A 16,108-nucleotide genomic window follows, 5' to 3' on the forward strand; every position below is an offset into this window, starting at 1 on the left:
GAGACTTACGGACCCAGATGGCCTTATAAGCAATAACTTCACCTTTGAAGCAGTGTTTCGGACTCCAGTGCCGCTATTCCTCAAAAAGAGAGCTAAATCAGGTGTTTTGCCTATCAATAGCGTCTATGGGGACCGATAGCGTCCTAAATATACGAAAATGCTGCATTTAAGATCAGCTCTGTCCTTTACTGCTTCGTACACAGAAATGGGATCAAACAGATCAAGTTTGCTGTTTAGACTAAGAATGCGGGAACAGTCCGCCCATCGATGTCGGTAAATCCATACTTTTCAGCGAGCTTAGCAACCTGCTGCGGTTGACCGGTCATAGACATAACCTCAGGATCGGTTGCGAGAGCAGCGGCTGCCCTACCGATATAGGTTGTGGATTCAGTCATCTGCAATTCTTCAACCTCATGCCAATGCTCCTCATCCGTGTTCATGCTCTCCAACACCGCCTCTGTCCTCATCCAGCCCGGAGTAAGAGGAATAACTGCAATGTTGTCCTCTTTAAGCTCAATCGATAACCCGTAGGCCATGCGCACAAGTGTATTTTTAGAAAGATCATAATAGAAGTTTCCGAGATATTTGTAATGATCCCAAAAGGTTGTGTGGATGATTAGACCGCCAGCTTTTGCCTCGCGCATTAAAGGTATTGCGTAATAATTTGTTACCAACTGTGCCCTCACACCCGCATTAAACATATTGTCCCAATGCGCTGTTGGAAGCTCCCAGAAAGACTTCTGCTCAATAAGTAAATCGTTGCCGCCCCATACATTGTTGACTAAAATATCAAGCCGCCCTTGCTCTGAAGCAATCTGGCGAATGACCGTCTCTGTCTCCTGATCTTTTGTATGATCACATCGTATGGCGCTGCCGGACCCTCCCTCCGCTTTTATTTCCCTAAGCACGTTATCAATGCTCCGCTTGCTTTGCCCTGTGCCAGAGGCCTCTGTCGTTCTGCCCGTAATATAAACGAATGCACCTTTCCTTGCCAGCTCCAATGCAATTCCTCTACCAGCACCTCTGCTGCCTCCGGTGACCAATGCTACTTTTCCTTTTAAAGTCATGTTCTCAATCCTTTCTACATTTGTTTTTCTCTAAATGTTCTATATTTAATCCTTACCTTATATAAGTATAATTCTTTAATATGACATCAACTGACATATATAATATAATAATTAATTAAGAACTGACTAACATTTATTAGGAGGAGGAATGTTCCCTTAATGAGAGCCGATCGTTTGTTATCCATCTTACTTTTGCTGCAAAATCGTGGAAAGATGACGTCCCGTGAGCTAGCCCAGACCTTAGAAGTGTCTGAACGAACTGTGTTTAGAGATATGGAAGCCTTATGTACAGCAGGAATACCGATTCTTGCCGAACGGGGACGCGAAGGGGGCTGGATGCTCACGGAAGGATACCGAACCTCGTTAACGGGTATGAAGCCCTCAGAGATTGCTACTCTGCTGCTGTCCGCAGACTCCTCGATTTTAAAAGATCTGGGTATACAAAACGACTTTTCTTCTGCCGTACTCAAGCTGGAGGCTGCTTCGCCATCTAGGACGAATAATCCAGCCAGTTACCTAAGCCAGCGCATCCATATTGATGGTGCCAGCTGGCACCCTTCCGACGAGACCTATCCGTTCCTATCTATCCTGCAGGAAGCTGTTTGGGAAGATCGTAAAGTAAAGATCACTTACCCACGGAATGACGAGACGAAGGAACGTTTTATTGAACCTCTTGGGTTAGTCGCAAAACGTGGAGTTTGGTATGTAGTGGCACGAACCGAGGATGAAATGCGGACTTTTCGCGTGTCAAGATTAATACAAGCTGAAGCAACTAATGAATCATTTGTCAGACCTGAGACTTTTGATTTAAAAAGCTACTGGGAACAGTCGACTTTAGCTTTTAAAGCAGCTCTGCCAAAATATGTAGTGAAATTAAAGGTGAATGAGTCTATTCTTAAAGAATTACAACGTGAAAGATATGTAACTATAACTTTAGTAGAACCCTCTGCTAATACTGGGTGGATGAACGTAGAGGCCGAGTTTAATACTATAGAATCTGCCTGTCGTATCGTACTCTCTTTTTCTCCTTCAGTTATTGTTTTAGCTCCTACCGAACTAGTAGGGATGGTAAAGTCTGCTATTAAAACAATTTCCACAATATATGAGGAATTTTGACATGAATTCTAAATATCTACTACTTAAAGAAGATTTATGACACTTCTCTATAGACCAATGACCTATAAATCCCCTATAATAACACCATTACATAAAATTTAATAAGGGGGACATTTTACCAATGAGCTGGATGCACAAACTTCCGTTAAAACAAAGAATTGTTGCCGGATGTTACCTCGTTGCCGCACTGTTTGCTATTCCTGTCTTAGTTACGTTAATGATTCTAGGTCAATTTCTCGTAGGAATTATACTAGTAGTTGTTCTTGCAGGTCTGACTTTACCTGTTGCTCGCTTCGTGGAGAGAACGCTTACATCATCTTTTGATGATATTGCTAATGTATCTCACAGTATTTCGAAGGGGGATTTCACTAGCAGAGCGGACGAAAATGGTTCAATGGGTGACGTAAGCCGCTCCTTTAACACAATGATTGATAAGCTCAAGAAGATTCTGACCGATGCATCGCAGATCACCCGTCAAGTAATGGATGCAAGCCGCGGAATCGAAGATAAGAACCAGAACCTGAAAATTGTTATGGCACAAGTAGCCTCTTCTTCTACCGAGCTCGCTCTTGGTGCAAATGAAATATCTACGGATATCGCTGATATGACAGAATCCATTAAAGACATTGAGACCAAAGTATCCAATTATACGAACTCCACCAAAGAAATGAACAGACGTTCAATACATACCTTAGAACTTGTTGAGCAAGGGCGCCAATCCGTAGATACACAGGCTGAAGGCATGCGTAAAAACATAGAGGCTACACAAAAAGTGGCTGATACTATTGAAGCTCTCTCACAAAATGCCCGCGGGATTACGATGATCACCAAGACCATCACAGAGATCGCTGAGCAGACCAACCTGCTGTCACTCAATGCCTCCATCGAAGCTGCTCGTGCCGGAGAGCATGGTCGGGGTTTTGCCGTTGTCGCTCAAGAGGTTCGCAAGCTTGCTGAGGAATCTACGGCTTCCACAAAAGAAGTATTCGGTTTGGTCCGCAGCATTGAGTCAGATATTAAACAAGCCATCGATAATATCGCCATCAATGAAGAGGTTGTGCAGGTTCAGAATGAAATGATCACTCAATCTGCCCATATTTTCGCACAAATTGTACAAAGCGTGCAGTACATTACCGAGCAAATCTCTTCATTCTCTGCGGAGAGTGATCTTATGCTAGAAAGTGCCTTGAAAATTTCCAGTGCAATTGAGAATATCTCAGCAATCACCGAAGAAACCGCTGCAGGCACTGAAGAGGTATCGGCGGCTATGAATGAACAGATTAATGCCCTGCAGTCTGTTGCAGAAGAAACGGAAAAAATGACCCAGGCCGTATTTAATCTGCAAAAAACCATTCATATCTTTAAATTCTAGTTCAAAACTATCAACTGCCACCTAAGCTGAGTCTTAGGTGGCAGTTTTTTTCGCGAGGCAAAACTTCATCTCTTGGACAAGACTTTCGTCAAATTTCGAGTTTTTTTAGCGGATTATGTTGACAAAAATTAATGAGGAATATATTGTAAAGGAAAATTATTCTTATCAACTATAAATTAATATTGGCAAAATCCTCGAAAGAGGATGACGCAAAACCATGGATCTACAGCCTCATTTTTTCGTTTGAGGCCATGATTGCCAGGTTGCAGAGGAACCAGGACGGCTGAACTATTGTTCAGTCTTAGCGGCGCCTTATGCCACCAACCTGTGCTTACTATAGAGCACAGGTTTTTACTTTTTGAGTATATTGATCTATCGTATCTATTCGGTAGATTAATAACTAATATATATCAAAAAACTTGTGAGGTGTTTCTTTTGAAGACAGTCGCAGATTACATGGCGGAAGCACTACGTAACCTAGGAGTCACCCATTCTTTTGGGATCATTGGCAAATCGATTTGTCCAATAGTTCTAAAGATGGTCGATTACGGTATTGAATTTATTCCCGGCAGACATGAAGCAAGCTCCGGATTCGAAGCAGCAGGGTATGCGCTGAAAACGGGTAACCTAGGCGTAGCATTTGGTACTTCTGGTCCTGGTGGAACTAACCTGCTCACAGCAGCAGCTCATGCGAAAGCTAACAACCTACCTGTCCTGTTTATTACCGGCCACCAATCCATTACAGAGCTTGGAATTCCTCAATGTCAGGACTCCACCTCTTTTCTGGCTGATTTAGCTGATATGTTCAGACCTGCCACCTTGTTCAGTAAATTGGTTGAACGTGGGGATCACTTTGGTACTATTTTTAATCATGCGATTTCTGTGGCCCTGGCCAAACGGGGTCCTGTTCATCTTTGTATTCCTTTTGATGTACAAACTGAAGTATTGGAAGAATGCAATATTGTAATCCCTGAAAGAGAGTCTCTAATTAGTCAAGCAAATATCGATAGAGTCATCGATGCTATTCAAGCTGCTAAGAATCCTTTGATTATTGCGGGTAAAGGAATTAACCGCTCCGGAGCACATAAAGAGCTTGTTCAACTCGCAGAAACTTTTAATATTCCTGTAGTAACATCTCCTGGTGGAAAAGGGGCTATAGTCTGGGATCACCCGCTCTATCATGGTCCTATTGGCGTTGGCGGTTCGACCCACGGGGATGATTTATTGAATAAAAGCGATCTGTTTATAGTGCTTGGATCACGTTTAAGTGATATGACCATCTGTAATCTTAAACGGGAGAATCATCCAGCAACTTTAATTCAATTTGATATTGATCCAAGCTTTGTCGGAAAAATCCTATTGTCCAAAACGATACCGGTCACTGGGGACCTGCGCGATAATTTGGTGCACTGCCTAAATCATATTGACCCAAGCACAATCACCAAACGCGAGGCTTTGGCCGATGCTGATTATTCAGAAGAGCTTCCAACCCTCAAGAATCTTTCACTGGCTTCAGTAATGAGCACTTTAAGTGATTTGATCCCTTATAATAATTCAATTTTCGTTGATGATGGAAGCCATGGATTCCACGCTGCAAAATGGTACAAGGTTAAGAAACCGGGCAGCTTTGTTTTTGATGCTTATTTTGCTTGCATGGGTAATTCGATCGGCATGGCTATTGGTGCAAAAGTTGCAGCTCCTGAAGAAACTGTCCTCTGCATTACAGGTGATGGTTGTTTCATGATGCTCGGCGCTGAGATTAACACCGCTGTCTGCAAAGATATCCCTGTCATCTTTATCGTGGTCAATAATAAGCAACTAGATATGGCTCTTAAGGGTATGGAGAAAACCACAGGTCGTATCGATGGAACTCTATATGAAGTACCAATGGACGCCGTGAAATTCGCTGAATCTCTAGGTGCTAAAGGCTACAAATGTGAGACTGCGGATGAATTCACAGCTGCAATTAAAGATGCGGTAGCTCTAAACCATGTTGCCGTTATTGAACTACTAACAGACCGTGATGAAGTCCCTCCGACTGCACACCGTACTTTGAACCTAAACTAGGAGGCTAACCATGAAGGAAAATATCAACAGTGGTCTCAACCACTTCACGAATCTATCAGGAGACTATGGCGCAAAAGCACTAGCTCCAATTAAAGACCACTTCCCTGACTTGGCTGAATTTATTATGGGGAATGCCTATGGCGATATTTTTCAACGTAATACTATAGCCCCTGACTGGAAGGAAATCGCAGTCATTTCATCTTTAATTTCAATGGGTCAATTCGAACAGCTGGGTGTTCATTATGTTATGGCCCTTCGTGTTGGAGTCACCGTAGAACAGCTTAAAGGCATTCTATTACACTTAGTACCCGTTATAGGGGCACCTAGAATCATCACAGCTTTTAATATCCTGCTTGCAACCATAGAAGAAATCCAATAACCCAACAGTTCGACAACAATATACAAAATTCGACTTTATTATTGCATGCACTTGAAAAATATGCCTATAATAGAGTCGGAATATCCCAATACTTGCTGTATAGTGTCGAATTTTGACTTTTATAAAACAGCTAAGTGGATATATAAAGGGCTGGATATTGCAGTCGAACTGTTTTGGACAAATTCAATCTATGGGAGAGATTTAGGCATGGGAAGTTTCGTTTTGAAGACAGACACTGCAAACAAGGTTATTAACATTGAGTTGGATGGAACATTTTCTGAAGAAGATGGTCTAAAATCTATTCAAGCTTATCAACAAACTATCAATCCAATTACTCCAGCTGACTATGAACTAAAAATCGACTGCAGAAAGCTAAATGTAACTGCACCAGATGTTGTACCTCTTTTAGAAAGCTGCTTTGTAATGTTTAAGAATGATGGATTTGTAAAAGTAAATCTAACGCTTGAAAATAACCCGATCCTCAAAATGCAGCTTTCCCGTCTTGGCCGTAAAGCTGGACTCGATAACATCGAGATCATTTCTGCGGTTACAGTCTAGATCTTTTAATCTTAATATGTAGGCCACATTTTACTGCTTTCCTGGAGGCGTATTATGACCGGAATTCGTATTAAAGGCATTGATATCTATCATCCCAGCAATATAGTTGGTAACGACTTTTTCATTAAGCATTTTGACGAAAGAGGCATTGATATTCGAGGTCTATTATCCGCATTAGGTCGTAATGCACGGTATAGTATTAAGGATGCGGAGGAGAATTCCCTTACGATGGCTTTTGAGGCTGCCCGGAATGTTCTGGAGAAAAGTGGTCTCACAGGTGCCGATATCGACCTTATTGCCTATGCAAGTCAAACTCCTGAGTATATCTTTCCTACCAACTCATTAATGATTCACCGTTTGATCAAAGGCGCATCCCATACGATCTGCATTGACAGCAATGCTAATTGTGCGGGTATGACGGCTTCAGTGGAACAGGTTAGCCGTCAGATGCAAGCGAATCCTAGGATTAAACGAGCGTTGGTAATCGGCTCCGATTATGTTACCCCTCATGCCGATAAGAATGATCCAGTCTACTACGCTAACTTCGGTGATGCAGCGGCGGCAGTCATTCTTGAACAAGCTGAGGATGTAGTCGGTTTCATTGACTCTATCTACCAAACGGATCCTTGTGTTTGCGATAAATCCAAGTTCCCGTGCGCAGGCCTGGCTAAACTGGGTAAACAAGGTGTAGCGGCTGGAGAGTTTAATGTGAAGTTTATTCCTTTTGATGATTCCATTTGCATAGATGCTGCTTCTGAGTCTATTCGTACTCTACTATCTAACAACAATATCGCGCCTGAAGCCATTAAAGCAGCCTGCTTCTCACAGTTTTCATTGCCTAATATCTTAGAGATGTGTGAGAAAGTCGGTATTGATCGCAATGTAGCGGTATACATAGGGGATGAATTCGGATATACCTCTACCAGCAGCCCATTTATTGCTCTACATAAAGCTGTAACTACTGGAAAGATCGAACGTGGTGATAAAGTCCTGTTCTGGACAGTGGGCGCCGGTTGGCAAAATGTAGCATTTGTTATTGAATATTAGGAGCTATATAACAAAAAGCGGCAAGCTAGGGATTCACCTAAGCTTGCCGCTTTTTGTTATAAATATGAACGCAACATCAGGACTTACTTGCAAAGGTGAGCCCCTTTTCCGCGAGAGCACTCCGCAGTAGAACGATCGCCTTTGGCCCCAATCCATGTAGCTGCAGAAGCTCTGCCTCCGTAAGCTTGCTGAATTGTTGAAGCTGAACATATCCAGCCCCATGCAGGGCTCGAAGCGCCGGCTTAGATAGTCCGCCCGGCAGATCAGATTCGTTTCCGTTAACCATAGACATATACAGCCCCTTTATCACTGATATCCTTCATGCTTCTCCCAACCCATGGTACGCGCTACAGCGTCCTTCCAGGCGTTGTAACGACCTTCCCGCTCAGTAATACCCATCTCAGGCGAGAAGACCCTCTCAGCCTTGTTGAAGCTCTCTAGCTGGGCACGTGTCCAGACTCCGGACGTTAACCCGGCCAGAAGCGCTGCACCTAGCGCTGTTGTCTCCGCATATGTGGTTCTAGTAACCTCACTGCCCAGGATATCAGACTGGAACTGCATCAGCAAATCGTTACGCACAGCTCCGCCATCCACACGAAGGCCGGTCAATGGCATGCCTGCGTCTTTTTCCATAGCTCCTATTACATCTCTAGATTGAAAGGCTAAGGACTCCAATGTAGCTCGTACCAGATGTCCTGAGGTAGTGCCCCTGGTGAGGCCAAATATGGCTCCACGGGCGTACATATCCCAATAGGGTGCCCCCAGTCCGGTAAACGCAGGCACAACGATAACCCCTTCGCTGTCCTCTACTTCCCTTGCTTTAACTTCTGAGCCTGCTGGCTCCTCTATAAGACCAAGCCCCTCCTGCAGCCACTGAACAGCCGCTCCGGCTACGAACACACTGCCCTCGAGGGCATAATAGAGTTCATCTCCCATACCCCAAGCTACAGTGGTCAACAAGCCATGGCTGGAGGCTACAGCTTCTGTGCCTGTGTTCATAAGTATAAAGCAGCCTGTACCATAGGTGTTTTTGGCACTGCCGGGTTCTAGACAAGTATGTCCAAACAATGCAGCCTGTTGATCTCCAAGTACAGAGCGAATTGGAATATCCGCCCCAAACCACTGTTTGTCTGCTATTCCAAATTCGCCGCCAGACATTCTTACTTCTGGCAGAATGGTACGCGGAATACGAAGCTCTTGCATTAGCTCTTCATCCCAGCACCGTTCATGAAGATTGAACAGCATCGTACGTGAGGCATTGGTAACATCAGTGACATGTACGGCTCCGCAAGTAAGTCTCCAAATTAGCCAGCTGTCGATCGTACCTGCCAGAAGCTCCCCTCGATTCGCCCGCTCTCGGGCACCATCCACGTGATCCAGTATCCAGGAGATTTTGGTAGCTGAGAAATAAGCATCTACAACAAGGCCCGTCTTGCTCGCAATAACTTGCTCCAGCCCTTTACTTTTAAGTTCTTCACATTGCTCTGCAGTACGCCTGTCCTGCCACACGATCGCAGGGTATATCGGTTTGCCCGTTGTTTTATCCCAGATTAAAGCCGTTTCTCTCTGATTGGTTATTCCGATGGCAGAGATCTCCTCAACCGCTATGCCACCCCGCGCAATCGCGTCTCTTGCCGCTGCGAGCTGTGACTCCCAGATTTGCTCAGGGTCATGCTCTACCCAGCCTGGATGGGGGAAGGATTGCTTAACATCATATTGACCTTGTGAGACCCATTTAGCCTCCGTATCGAACAATATGGCTCGTGAGCTGGTAGTACCTTGGTCTAAAGATAAAATCATTCTATGCCCTCCCAAGCAAAACCTACAAGATATGTTCCACGATGAACAAGATTAATGTGTTTGTTTCAACAAAAAGCACCTCTGCTGTCAGAGGCGCTATCACACATTGTGTTTGGAATTACTGTTTTTCGACAGGAAGTCTTAGCGTAAAGGTTGTACTTTCGCCTAGTTTGCTTGAAGCGGAGATGGTCCCGTGATGCGACTCTACAATATTTTTAACAATCGCAAGCCCAAGTCCTGTTCCACCTGATTCTCCCCGTACACGCGCCTTATCAGCTTTGTAGAAGCGGTCGAATATATACGGCAGATCCTCTGGTGGAATTCCCACCCCTTCATCCTGAATTTTAATCTCAAGATAACGACGACCTTCTAATACACAAGTTCCTGTATGAACTGTGATTTTTTTGCCACCCTGTGTGTGGCGGAAAGCATTATCGAGTAAATTGGTTAGGACTTGTTCCAGTTTATCCTCATCCGCTGCCTTCAGAACAGCAATATCGCTCTGTTGCTGCAAGTGAAGATGGATATCGCGCTCTTTGGCACGTACAGAAAATTTACGGTAGACTCGTTCCAGCAGTTCATTCATGTCCACCTGAGCTTTCATCATATCCGTATGTCCGGCTTCCATTCGGGCAAGATCAAGCAAATCCTTAACCAGACGCCCCATACGCAGTGATTCGTCATGAATGACCTGGATCAGCTCACTGCTTTCTTCGGGGGATGAAGCCATCCCGTCCAATAAAGCCTCACTGTACCCTTGCATCATCGACAACGGAGTGCGTATTTCATGGGAGACGTTAGCAACGAAGTCTCTGCGCATCTTTTCCAGACGCACCTCTTCCGTCACATCCCGCAGTACAGCAACTACTCCCCGGATGCTGCCTTCAGAATATAATGGTGCCATATGAACAGACCAGACGCCCTGCCGCACATGTACATTGGAGCGGTCATCGCCACCTTGTTTCAGGGTGCTTAAAAATAAAGGACGCAGGGGAGGCGGAACACTGCTCTCAGCCGTTTCGGGATGGAGCTCAGCATCACTCGCATGTTCCCACTGCAAATCGCTCCAGCTCTCTAGCAGAGCTTGGCCGTGCGGATTGGTCAAAATAATCTGCCCTTCAATATCAAAGGTGATCACAGCATCGCTCATACTGCGCAGTACGCTAGATAAATGCCCCTTCTCATGATGCAGACTGCGAATATTCTCTTCAAGCTCCTCAGCCATATGGTTAAAGGAAGTCGCCAACTGGCCAATTTCATCACTTGTGACCAGCGTAAGCCTTGTTCCGTATTCTCCCCGGCGAATGTTATTCGCAGCTTCAATGACACGCTGCATCGGCTGGGTGATTTTGGTAAACAAAAATAACGCAAAAAATGTAGTCAAAGAAAATCCGATCATACAAGTATACATAAATAAACGTTTGATATCTCCGGAATTGGCAAAGTTACTGTCTATGTAGGGAAGCAAAAATAACCCCAAGGTAATAAGTACGACAGCGACCAGGCAGATGATCGTAACCCACAGTTTGCCGACAAGACTTCTCCAGAAGTTCACTTATTTAGGTACCTCTAGTTTGTAGCCTACGCCCCATACGGTCGTAATCATCGCTGCGGATTCCGGTGATACTTTATTCAGTTTTTCACGAAGGCGTTTTACGTGAGTATCTACAGTACGCAAATCTCCGAAAAATTCATAATTCCAGACATCCTTAAGCAGTTCTTCACGAGAAAATACTTTATCCGGCGAAATAGCCAAATAATGCAGAAGTTCATATTCTTTAGGTGTCAAACTCACTTCTTCACCACCAGCAGTCACACGGTGAGCATCATGCTCAATAATAAGATGAGTAAATACAATGTTATTGCTGGAATTGCTCTCCTTGGACAAGAAAGCAGTTGCCGAAGAACGGCGCATAATAGCCTTCACCCGGTAAATGACTTCACGTGGACTGAAGGGCTTCACAACGTAATCGTCTGCGCCCATCTCAAAGCCCTGAACACGGTTGATCTCTTCGCCTTTAGCTGTAAGCATTAACACCGGTGTTGACTTCACTCCTCTGAGTCTTGTCAGCACTTCCATCCCATCGATGCCAGGCAGCATAACATCCAGCAATATTAGACCGTAGTCATTTGCTGTTGCTTTACGAAGAGCGATTTCTCCGTCTTCCGCTTCATCGATTTCATAACCTTCTTTTTCAAGATACATCTTTAGCAGGCGGCGAATACGTTCCTCATCATCCACTACCAGAATTCTGTTTAAATGATCTGCCATTTCACTACAACCCCTTCATCAATACAGTAGAACGTAATCTTTAAACCATTGTGCAACGTTAACAGGTAAACTATGCTCAGTCCGTCCCCGCGTAAGAATGAAGTCCGGCGATGACTAAATTAACGCCAACCAGAGTAAACATTACGACCAGGAAGCCAAGCACAGCCAGCCAGGCAGATTTTCTTCCTTGCCATCCACGAGCCAAACGTAAATGAAGATAAGCGCTATAGAAGAGCCAAGTGACAAGCGCCCAGACTTCCTTAGGATCCCATCCCCAGAATCTTCCCCAAGCGATTTGCGCCCATATCATTGCAAAGATCAAAGCGCCTAATGTGAAAATAGGAAAGCCAATGGCTATCGCCCTATACGTAATCTCATCTAGATCGCCCTCATCAATTCCGTCCATCACTGGGTGTAAAGCAGTGCCCAGCGGTTTACGTACGATCAAGCGAAGAACTCCGTAGAGGATTAATCCGGAAAGGAGTGACCAAATTACAGTATTAAACTTCCGTCCAGCATTTACACCATTCATCCAAGATGGTGCCTCAAAGAGTGGTTCTTTTATGCCAAGAAACGACTGGAAGCTCTCAATTTCGCTATTGTGAGGTGCCACAATCGGCGGCATTCGATAACTCACTTTCTCTATTGTACTATTTTCCTGCCCGGGGCTGTCAATCGTAACGTTCGGACGGACAAAAACAGTTTCGTAGCCTGCTCCGCGGAATGCAAAAACAGAACCCAGAAACCCAATTATAACAATGATTGAAAAGAGAGTAAATTCGACCAGCCTCTGTTGCTTGCGATCCGCCTTCTCTTTACTGGAAAAATTGACTGTTCGCAGCAGATACATCAGTCCCGCCGCAAACCCTACTGCGAAGAAGGATTCACCTAGTGCAGCCAGTGTTACGTGTATCTTTAAATAGTTCGATTGAAGAGATGGAATCAGCGGCTGTACTTCCTGTGGAAACACTGCAGCATAAGCCATCACAATAATACTGATTGGAACTGCAAAGAGACCCAGGATTACCTTACGATAAATAGCGTACATCACGGTAAAGGCAACCATGACCATCATCGATAAAAAAGTCATGAACTCGTACATGTTGCTGACCGGAATATGCCCTGAGCCCGCCCAACGTGTAAAGAAATAAATAAGATGAAAGATAAGACCTATTGAAGAGAAAATAAAAGCAATTTTGCCCCAACGTGCGGTATGTTCCTCCGGCTTGCGGCCTGACCACTTGCGACCCATGATGGCGATAGTGAATAACATAAACGAACCGCTGTATAATAAAAATGCGGCAATAAAGACAGCGCTGCTGATGTCGAGCAAGCTCATGAAAGGCCTCCTCCATTATCTAATGATTTTTCATCGACTACCAGATCTACTTTTTCTAAAATAGAAACGATCTCACGGCGGAAACCGAACCAGTTCTTGTTCGTATGTCCTCCGAGGATGAGCTCCCCGTTAGCAACGGTAAGCCAGATACGTCTATGCTGCCAGTAGAAGCCAAGCACTAAACCCAGCATCACGATTGCTGCACCTAGCCATACAAACGGCATTGCACGATCAATACGTATATTCAAGTAAGTAGTCGATTCCGAAAAATCAACGTCGCTCATGTTGTCCACTTCAAGCTCAAGAAATCTATTGCTCCCGCCAAGCTTATCGTTAATGGCAGCCTGTTGAAACTGCGCCTTATCCACCTGTTTAGGAAAATAGAAATACTGCTGCCCTTCCGCCGGGAGATCCGGACCTTGTATCAGGAACAAAAAAGCAGGTGCATTCGGATAAGGTGATTTGGAAATCGGCTGTCCATCCTCATTTAGACCAAAATCCATATACTTTTCTTTCAAAGTTAAAGTATAAGGACCCGCCTGAATTGCCCGCGGAGGATTCTTCATGTCCAGCTTAAATTTGCCGAACGCCTCGCCAGTGGTGGAATTCTTAAGCTCAGGCTGTACCGAACGCAGCACCGGGGTCAGATCATAATCAAACTGATACGCTTTCAATCCTTTATAATCCAAAGGTGAATTTACTTGGATATCATGTTTCGTCACCTCGGATAGCTGTGGTTCCTTCGAAGGGTCTCCACAATCCGCGGTGCATTCATAAAGCACAGCTTGGGTCTGGAATAGCTTTGGAAGTATTTTTTTGCCTCGAAATTCCTCAGGCATCTCTTCCTCCGTATAAAACTCCACGGTGAATTTCTCATTTTTCAAATAATAGGTGGTGTCCGGAATCTGTGTGATCTCCCCTTGCGGGAAAGCAAGATGCTGATCCATGTTCAGTCCCGGCAATCCTCTTGCTAATACAGCAAGTAAAAAAATAATTAAGCCAATATGTATTACATAAGGTCCCCAGCGGCTGAAGCGATGTTTCTCTGCCAGCAGAGCTCCTCCATCCGTCTTCACGCGATAGCCCTTTTTACGCATTGGCTGAATTACCCGGGCTACCCAAGCTTCTGGTTCCTCTTGTACTTCAGTTACTAACACAGCTTTTTGCCGAGTTAAGAACTGACGATGTTTCCGAATCTTCTGCCTGGTTAAGGCCTTATAGAGCGGAAGTACTCGGTCCAAGCTACAGATCACAAGTGAAGCGCCGATCATTACGAGTAGAGTTACAAACCACCAGGATTCGTATGTATGTGAAAGTCCAAGTTTGTGATAAATATATCCGGCTGTTCCGTACTCTTGCTTGTAATAAATTGAGGCATCGATATTAAGAAAAGTACTCTCCTGCGGGAAAATCGTCCCTAACATAGAGCCTATAAGTGTCAACACGATCAGATAGATCGCTATTTTGACGGAAGAGAAAAAGTTCCACACCCGATCAATAATCCCCGGGTTAACGCGCTGAGAACGGCGAGCTACGCCATCGTAACGCATTTCCAAATTCTCGCCCCAGTCTGATTCTTTACCCAACGGCTTCCCGCATGCTTCGCATAAAACAGTGCCTACAGGGTTCTGGTGGCCACATTCACATTTGGTATTGGTTATAAATGCCTCGCGTTCACTCATCAATCCACCAGCTTCCCAATTTGATCATCAAGTGAATTCAAATCAAGCTGGCCGATATGAATGTTGTCAATTTTACCCTTGGAATTAATGAATAAGGTAGTTGGCAGCGGAGAAATACCATAACTTCGTACAGCATCACGTCCAGTGTCCATCAAAATCGGAAAATCGATGTTTACTTGCTTCACAAAATTCTCGACAGTCATCCGGTCTTCGCCCACATTAATGCCTAAGACCACTACGTCCTTGTCCTTCCATTTCTCCCATTGCGCTTGGAGAGCCGGCATTTCTTTGACACAAGGTGCACACCAAGAGCCCCAGAAATTAAGCACAATAGTCTTGCCCTTATATTCGTCTAGGGTATGAGCCAGACCGTCAAGCCCAAGCAAATCAAAGGAAGGTGCTTTGCTCCCTTCCTCTGGTTTGCCGCTTCCCCCAAATACAGAGGAACCGATGGCATAACCGCCCACTATAACAATTAGAAACAGAATCACGATTTGAATTGGTTTTCTTGCTTTACCCACACGTAAAGCCCCCTTCTGTGACGCAACTCATACTTATGTTGTAAGGTGTGAACATCCTATGAACATTATAGCGAATTTCGTCACAGCTTTAGGGGGTTTAATTGTGAATATTCTGTGTCTTTATGACTCTTTACGTGGAGTTCTTTCTTTAAGCAATCCTGCTTTGGCAATTTGCTGCAGATGGTTAATTTCATCCTTGGTCAAATGACGGTATGAGCCACGTTTGAGATTTTGCAGCATAATATCCCCGAATGAAATCCGTTTCAGACGGAGTACGGGGTGTGAAATCGCATCAAACATGCGTCGTACCTGACGATTACGTCCTTCGTGAATCGTGATGCTGATTACCGCTTCTTTATTTGCTTCATCAATATCCTTGTACTCTACTTCCGCAGGCGCTGTCATGCCATCTTCCAGCTTAATGCCAGCTTTCAGCTTGTCCAATGCAGTACCATGCGGTATACCCTTGACCGTAGCATGATACGTCTTAGGTACATGGTGCTTCGGATGGGTTAGCAAGTTAGCAAAGTCCCCATCATTTGTCAGCAGCAGCAAACCTTCCGTATCGTAATCGAGCCGGCCTACAGGGTAAACCCGTTCAGTAATTCCTTTTAGGTAGTCAGTTACAACCTTACGACCCTTTGGATCGGAAGCGCTTGTGATAACTCCCTTAGGTTTGTTGAACATAATATAGATTTTGTTCTCGCCCCGGATCAGTCTACCGGAAACTTTAATAATATCTGTTGCGGGGTCCACCTTCGTGCCAAGCGTAGTTACGAGTTCCCCGTTGACTTCCACTTTACCGGCCAAAATCATTTCTTCACACTTACGTCTGGACGCCACACCGGCCTGCGCCAAAATTTTCTGTAATCTTTCCATATTCGACTA

15 protein-coding genes and 1 riboswitch are annotated in these 16,108 nt (G+C 44.7%); of the genes, 6 read left to right on the forward strand and 9 right to left on the reverse strand.

Going from position 1 to position 16,108, the window contains the following annotated elements; genetic code table 11:
• Positions 1-233 precede the first annotated feature (233 nt).
• Positions 234-1,067 (reverse strand): SDR family NAD(P)-dependent oxidoreductase, encoded by an 834-nt coding sequence (locus NSQ66_RS20530; protein ID WP_036676191.1) that lies wholly within the window; start codon positions 1,065-1,067, stop codon positions 234-236.
• 159 nt (positions 1,068-1,226) lie between these two features.
• On the opposite strand from NSQ66_RS20530, the gene NSQ66_RS20535 reads away from it, so the two are divergent.
• The 6 genes from NSQ66_RS20535 (at position 1,227) to NSQ66_RS20560 (ending at position 7,606) form a co-directional block, all read left to right on the forward strand.
• The gene (locus NSQ66_RS20535) at positions 1,227-2,183 is read left to right on the forward strand and encodes a YafY family protein (protein ID WP_038572440.1); all 957 of its coding nucleotides are present in this window, start codon (positions 1,227-1,229) and stop codon (positions 2,181-2,183) included.
• A 121-nt stretch (positions 2,184-2,304) separates the two neighbouring features.
• Positions 2,305-3,555, forward strand: coding sequence for a HAMP domain-containing methyl-accepting chemotaxis protein (locus tag NSQ66_RS20540; protein WP_036676188.1), 1,251 nt, complete (start codon positions 2,305-2,307; stop codon positions 3,553-3,555).
• 174 nt (positions 3,556-3,729) lie between these two features.
• Positions 3,730-3,826: riboswitch (cyclic di-GMP riboswitch) on the forward strand.
• Between the two features lie 155 nt (positions 3,827-3,981).
• Positions 3,982-5,622, forward strand: coding sequence for a thiamine pyrophosphate-binding protein (locus NSQ66_RS20545; protein ID WP_141118482.1), 1,641 nt, complete (start codon positions 3,982-3,984; stop codon positions 5,620-5,622).
• Between the two features lie 10 nt (positions 5,623-5,632).
• On the forward strand, positions 5,633-6,001 hold the full coding sequence (locus NSQ66_RS20550) for a carboxymuconolactone decarboxylase family protein (RefSeq protein WP_036676184.1): 369 nt from the start codon (positions 5,633-5,635) through the stop codon (positions 5,999-6,001).
• A 207-nt stretch (positions 6,002-6,208) separates the two neighbouring features.
• Complete coding sequence (locus NSQ66_RS20555) at positions 6,209-6,559, forward strand: hypothetical protein (RefSeq protein ID WP_051490905.1); 351 nt, start codon at positions 6,209-6,211, stop codon at positions 6,557-6,559.
• Positions 6,560-6,613: 54 nt separating this feature from the next.
• Positions 6,614-7,606, forward strand: a complete 993-nt coding sequence (locus tag NSQ66_RS20560; protein WP_036676183.1) for a ketoacyl-ACP synthase III — start codon at positions 6,614-6,616, stop codon at positions 7,604-7,606.
• A gap of 76 nt (positions 7,607-7,682) precedes the next feature.
• On the opposite strand, the gene NSQ66_RS20565 is transcribed toward NSQ66_RS20560, so the two are convergent.
• From NSQ66_RS20565 to NSQ66_RS20600, 8 genes are all read right to left on the reverse strand, one after another.
• The gene (locus tag NSQ66_RS20565) at positions 7,683-7,898 is read right to left on the reverse strand and encodes a DNA-binding protein (RefSeq protein WP_081384042.1); all 216 of its coding nucleotides are present in this window, start codon (positions 7,896-7,898) and stop codon (positions 7,683-7,685) included.
• A 14-nt stretch (positions 7,899-7,912) separates the two neighbouring features.
• The gene (gene glpK, locus NSQ66_RS20570) at positions 7,913-9,406 is read right to left on the reverse strand and encodes a glycerol kinase GlpK (RefSeq protein WP_076101490.1); all 1,494 of its coding nucleotides are present in this window, start codon (positions 9,404-9,406) and stop codon (positions 7,913-7,915) included.
• 118 nt (positions 9,407-9,524) lie between these two features.
• A complete protein-coding gene (locus NSQ66_RS20575) occupies positions 9,525-10,961 on the reverse strand; it encodes an ATP-binding protein (protein ID WP_076101492.1) in 1,437 nt (478 codons plus the stop codon).
• Positions 10,962-11,678, reverse strand: coding sequence for a response regulator transcription factor (locus NSQ66_RS20580; RefSeq protein ID WP_036676174.1), 717 nt, complete (start codon positions 11,676-11,678; stop codon positions 10,962-10,964).
• A gap of 76 nt (positions 11,679-11,754) precedes the next feature.
• Positions 11,755-13,017, reverse strand: coding sequence for a cytochrome c biogenesis protein CcsA (gene ccsA / locus NSQ66_RS20585; protein WP_036676173.1), 1,263 nt, complete (start codon positions 13,015-13,017; stop codon positions 11,755-11,757).
• The gene (locus NSQ66_RS20590; protein ID WP_038572442.1) at positions 13,014-14,699 is read right to left on the reverse strand and encodes a cytochrome c biogenesis protein ResB; all 1,686 of its coding nucleotides are present in this window, start codon (positions 14,697-14,699) and stop codon (positions 13,014-13,016) included. The genes ccsA and NSQ66_RS20590 overlap by 4 nt, the downstream gene beginning before the upstream one ends.
• A complete protein-coding gene (locus NSQ66_RS20595; protein ID WP_038572444.1) occupies positions 14,699-15,220 on the reverse strand; it encodes a redoxin domain-containing protein in 522 nt (173 codons plus the stop codon). Before NSQ66_RS20595 ends, NSQ66_RS20590 begins: the two co-directional genes overlap by 1 nt.
• A 120-nt stretch (positions 15,221-15,340) precedes the next feature.
• Entirely contained in the window at positions 15,341-16,099 is a 759-nt protein-coding gene (locus tag NSQ66_RS20600) for a pseudouridine synthase (RefSeq protein ID WP_036676166.1), read from the reverse strand.
• Positions 16,100-16,108 lie beyond the last annotated feature (9 nt).

The sequence above is a fragment of the Paenibacillus sp. FSL H3-0329 genome, from assembly GCF_037963285.1.
Lineage (GTDB): Bacteria > Bacillota > Bacilli > Paenibacillales > Paenibacillaceae > Paenibacillus_AQ > Paenibacillus_AQ odorifer.